Here is a 14,487-nt window from a genome sequence, read left to right on the forward strand (position 1 = left end):
CCTTGCCGCCAGTGGGGAGGATACGTGCCCAGAAGTGCTGATATTTTTACCGTTGAGAGAACCGAAAAAGCCGGACGTTTTGCTGGTGTTGGATATTCGGCGGTAGTGATAGGAATTACGCGCTTAATTTTGAGGGGAAATCCGAGTTTTTCTGCTTCTTCAAAAATGGCGATCGCAAAATCATACCAACTACAAACACCGCTGTTAGTATACTGGTATGTCCCAAAAGTTTCTGGCCCGAGGAGAGGAATAATTTGCGAAGTCGCCGCAGCCAAATCGCCAGTCCAAGTAGGACTTCCGATCTGATCTGCTACTACTCTAATTTCTTCTCTTTCCTTTCCCAATCTCAGCATGGTTTTGACAAAATTACCTTTGCCGCCGTTGCCGTAAACCCAGGCGGTTCTAATGATAATATGTCTGCTTCCCGCTTGCCGAATTGCTTCCTCGCCTGCTAATTTTGACTTGCCGTAAGTTCCCAGAGGGTTGGTAGAATCTGTTTCGAGATAAGCAGAACCGCTGCTGCCGTCAAATACGTAATCGGTGGAAAAGTGAATCAAACTTGCTCCGAGTTTTTCGCATTCTTCTGCGAAAATTCCCGGTGCGATGCCGTTGACGGCGCGTGCTAATTCTGGTTCGCTTTCGGCTTTGTCTACCGCAGTATAAGCACCGGAATTGATGACTAAATCCGGTTGAATTTCAGCCATTGCTTGACGGATGGTTTCGGGTTGGGACAAATCGACGCGAGTGCGATCGACCGCAATAACCTCTCCCGAAGATAATAAAATTGCCTGCAATTCTTGAGCTAGCTGTCCGCTGCCGCCTGCGAGTAAAATTTTCACGATTAAAACACTTGAGCTTTTTTCAACGTTTGTCCGGCTTTGTCTTTAGCTGATAAGATTGGTTGGGCACCATCTAGCGGCCAGTCGATCGCCAAATCAGCGTCATTCCATAGAATACACCGCTCGTGTGCAGGCGCATAATAATCTGTAGTTTTGTACAAAACTTCAGCAATTTCCGACACTACTAAAAAACCGTGTGCAAAACCTGCTGGCACCCAAAATTGCCGTTTATTTTCAGCACTCAGCAAACAGCCCGCCCACTGTCCAAAAGTCGGCGAACTTTTTCTAATATCCACCGCCACATCAAATATTTCGCCCGCAACTACACGCAGCAATTTGCCTTGCGGCTGCTGCATTTGGTAGTGCAAACCGCGCAGCACATTTTTAGACGACTTGGAATGATTGTCTTGAACAAAATCTGCACTCACCCCTGTTTTTTCGGCAAAAACTTGGTGATTAAAACTCTCAAAAAAGAAACCGCGATCGTCTCCGAAAATTTTCGGCTCAATTATCAGAACGTCCGGTATTTCCGTAGATATAACATTCATAGTTGGCAGTGTCGCGTGATAAACTCATACTCAGTCTAGGCTATTCTACTATGAAAACTGACACATATCTCAAAAAATTGTATGCCAACCGATTTGATTCCCGACAAATGCAAGCGAAGGTGGCACTCTGGAAAGTATTAGTTGACGAGTTTTTACAAAATTATGTTCCTCCAGAATCAGCAGTTTTAGATATTGGCGGCGGTTACTGCGAGTTTATCAATCAAATTTTGGCTAACAAAAAATGTTTAATTGACCTCAATCCCGATTCAAAGTTATTTGCTAATTCTGATGTCAAAGTGTTGAATATTGATGTTTTAAACTGTGGAGATAAATCCGCTTTCACCGAGCAATTTGACCGGATATTTATCTCTAACTTTTTTGAACATCTCCGCAACAAAGAAGAACTTGTAGAAATTATCTCGTTTTGCTTTGATGCCCTCAAGCCTAGCGGTTCTCTTTTGATAATTCAGCCTAATTTTAAATACTCTTACAAGGAATACTACGATTTTATCGACCATCAGCTACCGATTACGCACTTATCGCTGCAAGAGCTTTTACAAACTGTCGGGTTTGATGTTGAGGTGATGATACCGAGATTTTTACCGTTTTCGACGAAAGGGCGGCCGGCTTCACCGCTACTGTTAAAAATTTACTTAAAATTGCCTTTTTTGTGGCGGTTTTTGGGAGGACAAATGTTTGTCAAGGCATCGAAGCATAGTTAGAAACAATGTCGATGAGAGTCGGCGGTTGAAACCGCTACTACACAAACTAAGTCGGCCTCCGCCGACTGAATAAAATAGCTTATTTTAATAATTCATCGACGGGGATGCTAAAACCAGGCAAAACAATTTGAGTGCTAACAATTTCCCCAGTAATAAAGATGATTCTGGTTTGTTTTGTTACTACGATAACCCATTGATTTTCAGGATATACCAGCCAAACTTCCTCACTTCCAGATTCTAAATATTCTGTAGCTTTAGCAATTACATCTTCCGCCAAATCTGTTGGCGAAACAATTTCAGCACATAGAGGGAAACTTTGCGGTAGGACTTTGAGATTGCCAAATTGTGCTACTAATTCTGGGGGAAGGTAAGCAACATCAGGATAGCGTCCTTGCTGGTTTGTGCGGCAGGGAACATCTGTATAAACCTCTCCTCCCTGTCCGCTGGATTCTTTGTAGTTTCTCCAAGAAAAGTAAAGATTTCCTTGTACCTTGCTATGCTTGAGAGTCATGCCATTTTTCTCCAATAATTCGCCATCAACCCACTCTTCTAGATCCGGTGGATTTTCCATCCATGCTTCTAGAGAGTAGGTTTTAGATGCCGGGGCGACAACTGTAGAAGTTATCATTTTTTGGTTCTCCGTGTGGAACTTTTTTCTATGATATCAGATACGATCGCCCTTTATGCCTGTCACATCCAAGTGTTATCATAAAAATGACGAATTATCAAGCATTTCAGGCTTGGGACAATTAAGATGAAGCTGCGATAAAAGGATCAGTTTGAGGACAAAAATGATGACACAAACTAAATCATTGGCCGCCCTTGCAATCAATCTTCCGCCAACACTCACACTCACCGTTACCCGCGAACAGTTTATCGAATTGGCGATCGCAAATCGGGATATACAATTAGAACACACCACAACAGGAGAATTAATCGTGAACCCGCCCACCGGAGGCGAGACAGGAATAATTAACTTGGAGATAAGCGGACAAATCTGGTTGTGGAACTGCCAGACTAGACTCGGTGTAGCATTTAGTTCTTCTACTGGTTTTGACCTACCAAATAGGGCTATTCGCTCTCCTGATGCGTCTTGGGTGCGTCAAGAAAGGTGGGACGCACTCACCCCAGAACAAAAAGAAAGCTTTATTCCATTGTGTCCCGATTTTGTGGTAGAACTTCGTTCTAAAAGTGACAACATGGAACCGCTGCGAGTCAAGATGAGAGAATATATGAACAATGGTACTCGTTTGGGTTGGCTGATAGATCGGAAAAACCGAAAAGTGGAGATTTATCGGCAAAATCGGGAAGTGGAAGTGCTAGAAAATCCTGCAACTTTGTCGGGTGAAGATGTTTTAACGGGGTTTGTCTTGGATTTGGCGGAAGTTTGGGCGTGAAGTGCGATCGCCCGCCAAATTCTGCCACAACAAATTTATGAAATCAGGCAGAAACCGGGTTTTTGGCAAAATCCCCGCCGCAGCCTTAAATATCCGAAAAACCCGGTTTCTTGAAGTGCGATCGCCCGCAATATTAAACCAGATCGCACACTGCCCCTAAAGATGCGATCGTCGCTTTTTCAGCATCCGTCAAACCCGTAACATCGGTGATATTCATGCCCTCATAAGGTCTTTCAGCTATCAGCGTTTTGAGGCACTCACCAGTCTTGACATCCCAAAGTTTAATTGTGCCATCACCACTACCACTAGCCACGGTTTGACCATCTGGACTGAACGCGACTGAAGGTATCCAATCGTTGTGACCTTGCCAAGTCCGGAGGCATTCACCACTGTAGCAATCCCACAACTTGACTGTTCGGTCATCACTACAGCTAGCCAGAATTCGGCCGTCTGGACTAAATGCAACTGAACGTAGCAAATCGCTGTGACCTTGCCACGTCTGAAGACATTCACCACTGCGACAATCCCACAACTTGACTGTTCTGTCATTACTGCCACTAGCCAGAGTTTTACCGTCTGGACTAAAGGCAACTGAAACTACCCAATTGCTGTGACCTTGCCAAGTCTGGAGGCATTCACCACTGCGGCAATTCCACAACTTGATCGTTCGGTCATCACTGCCACTAGCTAGAGTTTGACCGTCTGGACTAAATGTAACTGAACGTACCCAATTGCTGTGACCTTGAAAAGTCTGGAGACATTCACCGCTGCGGCAATCCCACAACTTTATCGTTGTGTCACTACTGCCACTAGCCAGAATTTTACTGTCTGGACTAAATGCAACTGAAAATACCCGATTGCTGTGACCTTGCCAAGTTTGGAGACATTTACCACTGCGGTAATCCCACAACTTGACTGTTCGGTCATCACTGCCGCTAGCCAGAGTTTGACCGTCTGGACTGAACGCGACTGAAAATACCCAATCGCTGTGACCTTGCCAAGTCTGGAGGCATTCACCACTGTGGCAATCCCACAGCTTGACAGTTCGCTCATCACTACCGCTAGCTAGAGTTTTACCATCTGGACTAAAGGAAACTGAACGTACTAAATCGCTGTGACCTTGCCAAGTCTGGAGACATTCACCACTGCGGTAATCCCACAACTTGACTGTTCGGTCATTACTGCCGCTAGCCAAAATTTGACCGTTTGGACTAAATGCAATCGAACGTATCCAATTGCTATGACCTTGCCAAGTTTGGAGACATTCACCACTGCAACAATCCCACAACTTGACAGTGCTGTCATTACTGCCGCTAGCCAGAGTTTTCCCGTCTGGACTAAAGGCAACCGAACGTACCAAATCACTGTGACCTTGCCAAGTTTGGAGGCATTCACCACTGTGGCAATCCCACAACTTTATCGCTCTGTCACTACTACCGCTAGCCAGAGTTTTCCCGTCTGGACTGAACGCGACTGAATTTACCCAATCACTGTGACCTTGCCAAGTCTGGAGACATTCACCACTGTGGCAATCCCACAACTTGACCGTTCGGTCATCACTGCCGCTAGCTAAAGTTCTACCATCTGGACTAAATGCAATTACACGTATCCAATCACTGTGACCTTGCCAAGTCTGGAGACATTCACCACTGTGGCAATCCCACAACTTGACTGTTCTGTCATTACTGCCACTAGCTAGAGTTTTACCGTCTGGACTAAATGCAACTGAACGTACCCAATCGCTGTGACCTTGACACGTCTGGAGACATTCACCACTGCGGCAATCCCACAACTTGACCGTTCGGTCACTACTGCCACTAGCCAGAGTTTTACCGTCTGGACTAAATGCAACTGAAACTACCAAATTGCAGTGACCTTTGCAGGTCAAAAGTTCTTTTCCGCTAGTAACTTCCCAACAACGAACCACACCATCGGAACCACCTGTTGCCAACAGTTTGCCATCAGGACTAAATGCTACTGCAAAAACCGTACCAAAAGTTTTGATAAAATTACAATCACTCAAATTCGCCCCAGCAAAATTGACACGCCGCAAACTAGCATCAGAAAAATCAGCACCTTTAATTACAGCCCCCGATAAATCTCTCCCTTCCAAAGCAGCATTATCAACCTTCACCAATACCGTCGCCGCATTCCCCCCCACATAACCAACTTCCGCCTCAGTTTTGCCTTTCGTCGCCTCCAAAACTTCCAACAATCTCGACTTAACCTCACCCACAAACTCAGTTTTTGCCAGCATCGGCACCAACAAATCCATCACCGCTTTCGTCAAAGGTTCCCGCCCCAAACTATTAAGCAGTTGCCCCAAACTTTCACTCACAAAACCCTTCAAAGCCGGAATCGGCACAATCTCGCCCGCATTATCCGCCTGACGGCTAAAATACCCCGACCAAGTATAATTCACCGACTCAACAGAATTATCCAAAGACAATTGTGCCTGCGACAACTCCGTAAAATCAGCAGGCAAAACCCCCAACTCCGCCGCCAACTTATACGCTACAAAAAACTCCAAAAGCGACCTGTGTGCCGGAGAATAATCCCCCTCAGCATTGCGAATTAACATCGTTTGACCCATCATGTCGTAATGCCAGTGGTCTAAATCCTTTTCTGCTTGCACCGCAGCCCCAAACAAGCGGCGAATCCTGTCGGGAAACAGCCGATAATTCAAACTCATTTGGTCAGTTGATAGCATTTCCCAGGAGAGTTCGCACAGGAAAAATAACTTATCTGCTAGCGATGTAAACGTCCTTTCTGCCTTAATATCTCGTTCCATCTTCCGGCGCACCGCATACAAATATACCCGCGACATATCCACGGGTTTACCTGCTTGAATATCTGGTAATGATTCTAATATCAATTCCGCCATCACCGGTCGCCGCGCTAAATCCAATAACTGCGGATTGTTCATCACCTGCGCTACAGTTTCGACATCGGCTTGGTGAGACAATACTTGACGGATTTGGTCGTCGTCGAATGCTGCCAATTCCAATACCTCAAATTGCGGCGTTTCTCCGCTGAGATTGGCAGTCGAGGCTTTTAATTCGGCATTCAATAAAGCGCGTCCTTCTTTGGCTTCGGGAAAGTGTTCTGTGCGACAGGTTAAGATGACTTTCGCGCCGGGAACAATCACTTTTGCTAGTTCCCAGAAGTTGTTAATTGTTTGCTGTCGATCGCACTTGGCGGCCATTTCATCAAATCCATCAAAAATCAACAGCAACTTACCCATCCGATTCAGTTGGTCGAACACTTCGCTATTGAGTCTAATATTGTGCTGAGTAAAAAAGAAACCCGCCAAAACATTCTCAACATTCAAAGCTCTTGCATAGTCGCGCAAAGTAATAATTAAAGGCAACCGAGGCCGTTGAGTTCCCTTTTCCTTTGCCTGTTTGTATCGCTGCAAAGCCGTCCAAGCATAGTGAAAAGCAAACCAAGTTTTCCCCGTCCCGAATTCGCCTAAAACAGAAATATGTTCCTTCGCCGGATCGTCCATCCACAAGTCGATATAACCGTCAATCCAGCCGTCCTCTTCGCCGTAATAACTCGCATCAATTTGTCGCTTATTAACGCCATCAAACTCAGCTTTCGTACAACCGAGAGGCACGTATTTGCCATCGATTTGCCTGCGCTCAACTTCGTTTTCCAACCAGTCGATATAGCCGCTAAAATCCGCATCAACATCAATCAATTCGTCAAAAGTATAACAATCGAGATGGCGATTTTCTGGTTTGTCAACTTCCTTGCGGGCTGCTTTGGAAATCCGGCGCGCCGTCACCAGCCAACCTTCATCGGTTTTTTGCATTTTTACCGACTGTTTCAGCGCCCCAACATCTTGAATTCCCGCTTCTCCCGCCATGCCGCGAATCAAAATGCGATCGAACCTGCCGCGCCTCACCGGAATCCGAATAATCCATTCAAAATAGTTATCTTCCCAAACTTGATACGGCTCAAAATCGTAGCCCAATATTTCAAACCAACCGCGCATCTGCTGCGCCAAAGCAAACTCTTGGGATTTTGCAATAGTTTCATTTCCTGCTGGTAAAGCCGGATTATTTTCCACAGCCAGCCGCGCAATTTCCGCGCGCATTCCTTCGAGAGTTGGCAGTCGATCGATCCTTTCTTGAACTGCTACAATCTGTTTGTGTACTGAATCAATCTGATGATTGGTCAAAACTTCGTTAGGATTGCGGGTGCGCTTGGTGACGGCGATGAAAACTGCGGAAAAAGCAGCAAATTCGCGCCGAATGTCAAGCCCTAAATCTTTAATTTCATCTCCCAAAGCATAGGTATCGAGAAAATCTTCTCCTTGTTTGAGAAAAATAGCGGGAGAATTGCGATCGAATGCTTGACGAAAAGCTTGTTTAATTTCTGATTCCCGGAACAGTTCTAAAATTGGCTTTGGTTTTCCGACGCCGTATTCTACTAAAGTATAGGCGTAAACGCTGCTGAAGTCTGGTAGCGGATGTTCGGGATCGAGGTTAAATTTTTTGAGTAATTTGATGACTGTTTCGCTGCGCTGAAACTTATCTTTAATTATAGGATTGGCGATGCTGGTAATCGTGCCGATAATTAGATCGAGATTTGGTACAATCATGGTGGGATTACGAGGTGATTGGTGGGAAAATAAAGAAGACGGCGGTTGAAACCAGGTTTACAAAAACGAAGTCCGCCTCCGCGGTGTAAAGAAAATAACATAATTGTAACCGTTCGTTCTTCAACCCGCTCCCGTCGGGTTTTGTCTGTATAGACGCGGTTTCAACCGCCCGGTCTTCTAATAACATCAGCATTCTCACATTAGTTTCCGCAAATCCTGTTTGAGTGAAGTACGATCGCCATTCAATGTAGCTTTTACCAAATCTTTAACCAAAAGATTAGTCCTGCGTCTTCAGCAAAACCGCCCTGTGCCCAGCGTAAGCGTCATGAATGCGTTCGACATGATTGGAAAACGTGTTAACCGGCAACTCCGAGGGCAGATACCACTGGATTTCGTCTGCTTCTTCCGTGGTATGCGGGCTACCTCCGACGACTTCACAGCGGAAGGTAAACACCAAGTCCGATCGCGATGGTATAGCATAAATGCGGTGAAATCATGCGGATTTTCACCCGCTATTTTGCTGAGTAGACGCTGAGGTCGATTCCCTCTGGGATAGCTTCGCACGCGCGTACTTTTGTTGAGATTTTGTCGGTAAGTGCGATCGAGTTGTGGGGTGCGTCGCTTCCAGTCACTCAAATAGGGGCGAAAATTTCGGTAGCGACGCACCCTACTATTTCCAGTTAGTGCGATCGAGTTGTGGGGTGCGTCGCTTCCAGTCACTCAAATAGGGGCGAAAATTGACATATAATGTACAAAGAAACAAATTGCGATTTAAAACAGTATGAATAAGCAAAAAATCTTACAAGAAGGTCGAGAATACACCTTTCGTTCATACTTTGAATTACCTTACGAAACCGATCAAATTTTAGCAGAATTTGATTACTCGCTAAGTGTAGGTAATCTATCTCTGCCACATACCTCTAGAGAACTAGGAGATATAGCATCTCTCAAACAAAGAATTACAGAAACTTTGCCTTTTGTCAGTCTCAGCAGCGAAACAGCTAGAAGAGAATCCTTAGTATCTCCTGTACTCCTGGATCTCGTCCGATACTGCCAATGTCAACTGCGATTTGAGTATACCCTCAATGTTAATAGCTGGCTCAAGGGAAATTTAGATTATCTCGTAAAATCCGATCGAGAATTGCTAATCATTGAAGCAAAAAATGACGATATGACTAGAGGATTTACCCAACTCGCTGTACAATTAATTGCAATGTCGCACGTTGAAGACCAAAATATCTTTTACGGTGCTGTAACAATGGGAGAAGTCTGGCGATTTGGCAAATTAGATCGAAATCGCCAGACTATTTTTAGAGATATCCACTTGTTTCAAGTCCCCGAAGATTTAGATGATTTACTAAAAATAATGGTAGGAATTATAGACGGGGATGAAATTTCGCCCTAGGGTGCGTCGCTTCTAGTCACTCAAAGAGTGGCGAAAATTCCCGTAGCGACGCACCTTACTATTAGGAATCTGCGCTGCAAAAAATCCCTACAAAATCGAACTTAAAACCACCTCATTAGCCGCAATCCAATCATAAATATCCTGCAAAGCGGCTTCGGGGCCAATAACAGGCCGCCATCCGGTTTTTTCCATCACCCTAGAAGAATCGGTAATAAAAATCGGAATATCCCCCGCCCGTTCCTCCAAAACCGGATTAATTGCAATCGATTTACCCGCAATTTTTCGGCACAAATCAGTTGTCTCAACCAAAGAAAGACTGTTGCTCAAACCGCCGCCTACATTAAACACTTCGCCGTCAAATTCAGCAAAATGTTCCAACTGATAATTCACTAACCTCAACAAATCTTCAACGTGCAGCAAATCCCTAACTTGCTTGCCGCTGCCGCCAAAACCGATATAATTCAGTGGCTTTTCAAAATAGTGAGCCGCCACCCACAAACCGCAAACTCCCTGATCGACTTTACCCATTTGCCAAGCACCGGTAATTAAGCCGCAGCGGTTAATAATTGCCGGCACATTGTATGCTTCCCTGTACTCCTCAATCAGCAATTCTGAGGCTAATTTAGTTGCTCCGTAAAGCGAACGGTGTCCTTTTAAGGGGAAGTCTTCTGATATGCCTAACTCGGATATACCGGGTAATGTTTGCTCAGGGGCGATCGCAAATTTATCATCCAATTCCAATAACTTGATAGACTTGACACTGGCGATCGGATAAACCCGACTCGTAGACAAAAACAACAAACTCGCACCCGTTTGTCTCGCCAACTCCAAAACATTCACAGTACCCAATAAATTCGTCTGCAAAACATACTGAGGCGAACTAAAACCAGCCAATACCGAAGGCTCCGCAGCGCAATCTATAATACAATCTGCATTGAGTGCAACTGGATCTAAATCAGCCGCCGTGCGAATATCCCCGTAAACAAACTGAATCCCGCAACTTTTAAGCCGAGGCAAATTCAATTCCGAGCCTCGGCGGCGCAGGTTATCCAAACAAATTATTTGCCATTCCGGGTGAAGTTTCTTCAGGCCAATTGCCAAACAACTGCCGATAAAACCAGCACCGCCCACAATTAAAATTCTTTCAGGCATTGACTCAACTTTCTTAGAAGATTAATTACTGCTGTTAAATTATTGAACAATGGGTGTTGAGCTATACCTCGCATTAAAACTGAATCATCTTGTCAATGAATTTTGACAACTATTCTGGTTCAATTCCCAAAGCCCGCAACTGATTCGCTAATCGCTCAGCCCGCTCTTGGGCTTGTGCAGCTTGTTGCTGTGCTTGCAGTGCAGCTTCCTCTGGCGTAGCAACTAACTGACCATCTGGGGTAAAATAACGCAATTTCCCATCGTGAATTCCCAGATATAATTCTAGTACCTCACTCCACAATCTACCAAATTCATTGGCAAGAATAGCTTGATATTCTTGACCAATTAAACGAAAACCAGCAAATTCCAAATCTTCAGGATCGAACCAAAAGTATTCGGGCGTTCTAAACCGATTTTGATATAATATCTTTTTTTCATTGCGATCGACTCTGGCGGTAGAACTAGATAGCAATTCGATAATTAGATCGGGATATCTCCCCTCTTCTTCCCAAACTACCCAGGAACGACGCGGACGTTTTTCGGTGTCGGCGATTAGAAAAAAATCAGGGCCGCGAAAATCCCGATTTTTCAATTGTTGCTGGCTGTAGTAAACCGTCAGATTTGCTCCAACAAAAAAGTCGTTGCGATCGCGCCATTGCCATTCCAAACAGGCAACTAATAATGCTAATTGAATATAATGTAGGGAACTTTCCATTTCTGGCTCATCACTTTCAAGTTGACTGGCATCTGGCATCAATTTTGCCATTTCTTGGGCTGTAAAAACCATGACTTAATCCTCCCAATTTAGTATATTTTTTCAACCAAATTTCCCCATAGCCTCCTAAGTTAAATTTTACCGCGCGATCGCACTTTTGAGCTATTTGACCATTTTTTCGTAACCATTTCGCAGGTTACCCCCGTTATCTAAGTTGCACTCCCGATTTTGGTACGCAGTGGCATAGGAACCGCCACATCGGTTAATACGTAAATAACCTCATGAATAAAGCGCGATACCCTTACGCATAAATGGTTTAATTCCTATACTTAACTATCAACTGTCAACTGCTTTTAACTCATTCATCTTTCTGGTTCGGTGGTAGTCGCCGCGAGAGAGATGTTTTTCCAGCCAGACATACAAGACAATAAACAGATACCTGCTGCCCATTTCTTTAATTTTAAGCTTAGAAATACCAGCAGTCCGATTGTACCACCTCAGAGGAATTACCGCATAGGAAAAACCCCGGACAATTGCTTTCAAAGGCAGTTCCACAGTTAAATTAAAATGATGGCTTAAAATCGGCTGCACGCCTTCAATTACTTCTCGGCGGTAGAGTTTAAAAGCATTGGTAACATCGTTGTAGCGCCAGCCAAAAATAGTTTTGACAAACCAGTTTGCTAAGCGGTTAATTGCTAATTTGTGAATTGGATAGTCAACTACAAAGCCGCCTTTGATAAATCTGGAACCAAAAACGCAGTCATATCCGGCTTGCAATTTGCGGTATCCTGCTACTAAATCCTTCGGATCGTCGGAAGCATCGGCCATCACAATTGCGACAGCATCGCCGTCAAATTCCGCCAATCCCCGGCGCACGGCAAATCCGAAACCGTTGGGAGGTTGATTGTTGATGTATCTAACTGTGGGGAAAGTTGCTGACAATTCCTGGCAAATATCAATTGTTCGATCGACACTGTTGTCATTCACAATCAAAATTTCGTGCGGAATGCCTTCTAAATCGAGCGTCTGGGCGATCGCCCGCACAGTACCTTCCAAACAGCCCTCCTCGTTGTGGGCTGGTACAATCACCGAAATTTTCACTCCTCATCCTCCGCGCAACTGGACAAATTGGTTGTCCACAGGATTATACACCCAAGCTTTAATTTCAGTTTGGGCGATCGGCCAATCGCGATCGGACAAATCAACCGCCCACCTCGCATTATTGTACAACTGAGATTGCAAAATCTTAGCAATATCGGGACTGTCCAAATTTACATAAGCGTTAGCAAAAAAAGATTGTTTGTCACCGACAGATAGCAGTACAATATTGGGCTGTTGCTTCTGTTCTGGCAAAACCGCCCAACCAGCAGCTTTTTTGTTAACAGCCAAGGATTTATCGCTAATTTGAGGTTTGTCTAAATAGCCGTAAACTTTCTGGGACTCGGCAATAAAATCTACATTTTTCGCGAACTTTCTCCAACCAAATTTATCGAGAATTGCAGCGCCTTCTCTCACCAGCCAAGTTTTTTTGCTCAGCACCCTCAAACAGCTTTCTGGCGATTTATTGAAAAACTCCGACGGTTCCAAATAGTTCATTAATTGCAAACAATCTTGAGCGCCTTGTTTGTAAATAAGTGCTGAGCTAGTTTGGGCGATCGCCTTTTGAGAATTCACAATAATTATACCAATTAATAGCGATAAAACTCCTCTATAAATCCATTTATAGTTGAATTTAAAAAAAGCTTTTGTTTCTCCAATAAACAATTGTCCTAGCTGAACCAAAGCAATCAACAGCAAAATTGAATTAGTCGTATATCTCGAAGATTCTATCGCCTGAACCGCCCCAAATTCCGCCCTGCCAGCCGTAATAAACAAAGACGACAAAACCGAAAATAACCCAATTGACAGCCAAGGTAAAGCCTGATGTCGCAATCCTAAATCAATTGTGGGATGGGCATCTTGCCCGTCCCCACCCAATCCCAAATCAGTTGATAAAATCTTCCCAAAATGCCATACAAAAAATCCAAAACTGGCAAATATCACCAATCCTACAAATGCCGAAATTCCCGGTAATCTAACAATTGGCGAACCCAGCAAACTCAAAAAATAATCAATTACCACCAGCGGCTTATTCAACAATGAAATAATACTTGCTTTCCGGCTCGGATGGTAATCAATTGAGTAAACAGCACAAGTTGCGACAAACAGCAGCATCCATAAAATTAATCTGATTTTTTTATGCAATTTTTTTCCCTCCAAAGCCACCACAGCCGGAAGCGCCACCAACCAAGAAAGCAAACCTTGAGCCAGGGAAAAACTAGCAATAAAACAAAATACAGCAGCAACAGAAATTTTAATATTGGGCAATAATTTATGATTTGAAACCAGCGCATAAATCGCAGCGACAAAACAAAAATTTACCAAAAACCAAGCTAATTGAAATCCCCAAAGCCAGTTTTCGTGCTGAACTAGAGAGAACACCAAAATACAACTTAAAATATTAGCTAAATGCCACAAATTCTCCCCATTTTTAGCTTGCATCGAAGATAACTTGTACGCAGCGATAAAAGTTAGCCCCGCCAAACCGATACTCAGACACAATTGATAATTAATATTCCATCTGGAAGCAAAAGCCAGCAGCGAAATAATTATTTTCGGAAACACTATGCGGTGATTGCTGTGCAAAGCCCAGAAATCATTAAAAGTTACATTTCCCTGAGCGATTTTTTCAAACAAGGGGGCTAATCTCCACTCGTCATCGATGGGAACATTGATGCTAAAATTCGCTACAAATCTGATTAATAAAACAACAGGAATTAGGTATAGACTAAATAAAATAATTTTTTTCATTAATATCAAATCCGGTAGCATCGGAAGTGTAATACCATTTAGAAAAAAGCTGGCTGCAATAGAATTTTTGAGTTTGTTTCGTCTACCCAATGTGTAAGGTGTGTCGCACGATATATCTGGCGTGAAATGCGAGGAATTGTTCTCGTGCGACGCACCCTACAACTACTTTTCGACTGAGAATTAACAGTCAACCGTCAACCGTCAACAGTCAACCGTCAACAGTCAACCGTCAACAGTCAACCGTCAACAG

General features: G+C 44.1%; 11 protein-coding genes. 3 read left to right on the forward strand and 8 right to left on the reverse strand.

What is annotated here, in order from left to right; genetic code table 11:
• Both rfbD and rfbC read right to left on the reverse strand, forming a co-directional pair.
• On the reverse strand, nucleotides 1–839 hold an 839-nt coding region (gene rfbD, locus IQ270_RS14990; protein ID WP_193973975.1), incomplete at its 3' end, for a dTDP-4-dehydrorhamnose reductase.
• A 2-nt stretch (nucleotides 840–841) separates the two neighbouring features.
• Nucleotides 842–1,387 (reverse strand): dTDP-4-dehydrorhamnose 3,5-epimerase, encoded by a 546-nt coding sequence (gene rfbC, locus IQ270_RS14995; RefSeq protein WP_193973976.1) that lies wholly within the window; start codon nucleotides 1,385–1,387, stop codon nucleotides 842–844.
• A 50-nt stretch (nucleotides 1,388–1,437) separates the two neighbouring features.
• On the opposite strand from rfbC, the gene IQ270_RS15000 reads away from it, so the two are divergent.
• Nucleotides 1,438–2,109, forward strand: coding sequence for a bifunctional 2-polyprenyl-6-hydroxyphenol methylase/3-demethylubiquinol 3-O-methyltransferase UbiG (locus tag IQ270_RS15000; protein ID WP_193973977.1), 672 nt, complete (start codon nucleotides 1,438–1,440; stop codon nucleotides 2,107–2,109).
• Between the two features lie 79 nt (nucleotides 2,110–2,188).
• Here IQ270_RS15000 and IQ270_RS15005 read toward each other — a convergent pair whose 3' ends face one another.
• Complete coding sequence (locus tag IQ270_RS15005; RefSeq protein ID WP_193973978.1) at nucleotides 2,189–2,737, reverse strand: Uma2 family endonuclease; 549 nt, start codon at nucleotides 2,735–2,737, stop codon at nucleotides 2,189–2,191.
• Nucleotides 2,738–2,903: 166 nt separating this feature from the next.
• Here IQ270_RS15005 and IQ270_RS15010 point away from each other — a divergent pair, with 166 nt between their 5' ends.
• Complete coding sequence (locus IQ270_RS15010; RefSeq protein WP_193973979.1) at nucleotides 2,904–3,506, forward strand: Uma2 family endonuclease; 603 nt, start codon at nucleotides 2,904–2,906, stop codon at nucleotides 3,504–3,506.
• Between the two features lie 133 nt (nucleotides 3,507–3,639).
• Here IQ270_RS15010 and IQ270_RS15015 read toward each other — a convergent pair whose 3' ends face one another.
• Complete coding sequence (locus IQ270_RS15015; RefSeq protein ID WP_193973980.1) at nucleotides 3,640–8,115, reverse strand: NACHT domain-containing protein; 4,476 nt, start codon at nucleotides 8,113–8,115, stop codon at nucleotides 3,640–3,642.
• A 781-nt stretch (nucleotides 8,116–8,896) separates the two neighbouring features.
• Between IQ270_RS15015 and IQ270_RS15020 the strand changes: the two genes are divergently transcribed.
• Nucleotides 8,897–9,520 carry a hypothetical protein gene (locus IQ270_RS15020; protein ID WP_193973981.1) on the forward strand — a complete coding sequence of 208 codons (624 nt, stop codon included), beginning with the start codon at nucleotides 8,897–8,899 and terminating at the stop codon, nucleotides 9,518–9,520.
• Nucleotides 9,521–9,607: 87 nt separating this feature from the next.
• Here IQ270_RS15020 and IQ270_RS15025 read toward each other — a convergent pair whose 3' ends face one another.
• From IQ270_RS15025 to IQ270_RS15040, 4 genes are all read right to left on the reverse strand, one after another.
• Nucleotides 9,608–10,672 (reverse strand): NAD-dependent epimerase/dehydratase family protein, encoded by a 1,065-nt coding sequence (locus IQ270_RS15025; RefSeq protein ID WP_193973982.1) that lies wholly within the window; start codon nucleotides 10,670–10,672, stop codon nucleotides 9,608–9,610.
• A gap of 109 nt (nucleotides 10,673–10,781) precedes the next feature.
• On the reverse strand, nucleotides 10,782–11,459 hold the full coding sequence (locus IQ270_RS15030) for a Uma2 family endonuclease (protein WP_193973983.1): 678 nt from the start codon (nucleotides 11,457–11,459) through the stop codon (nucleotides 10,782–10,784).
• 264 nt (nucleotides 11,460–11,723) lie between these two features.
• Nucleotides 11,724–12,488: a glycosyltransferase family 2 protein gene (locus IQ270_RS15035; RefSeq protein ID WP_193973984.1), complete on the reverse strand. Its 765-nt coding sequence runs from the start codon at nucleotides 12,486–12,488 to the stop codon at nucleotides 11,724–11,726.
• A 3-nt stretch (nucleotides 12,489–12,491) separates the two neighbouring features.
• The gene (locus IQ270_RS15040) at nucleotides 12,492–14,237 is read right to left on the reverse strand and encodes a hypothetical protein (protein ID WP_193973985.1); all 1,746 of its coding nucleotides are present in this window, start codon (nucleotides 14,235–14,237) and stop codon (nucleotides 12,492–12,494) included.
• Between the last annotated feature and the right edge of the window lie 250 nt (nucleotides 14,238–14,487).

It is taken from the genome of Microcoleus sp. LEGE 07076 (assembly GCF_015207455.1).
Classification (GTDB): Bacteria; Cyanobacteriota; Cyanobacteriia; order Cyanobacteriales; family Microcoleaceae; genus Microcoleus.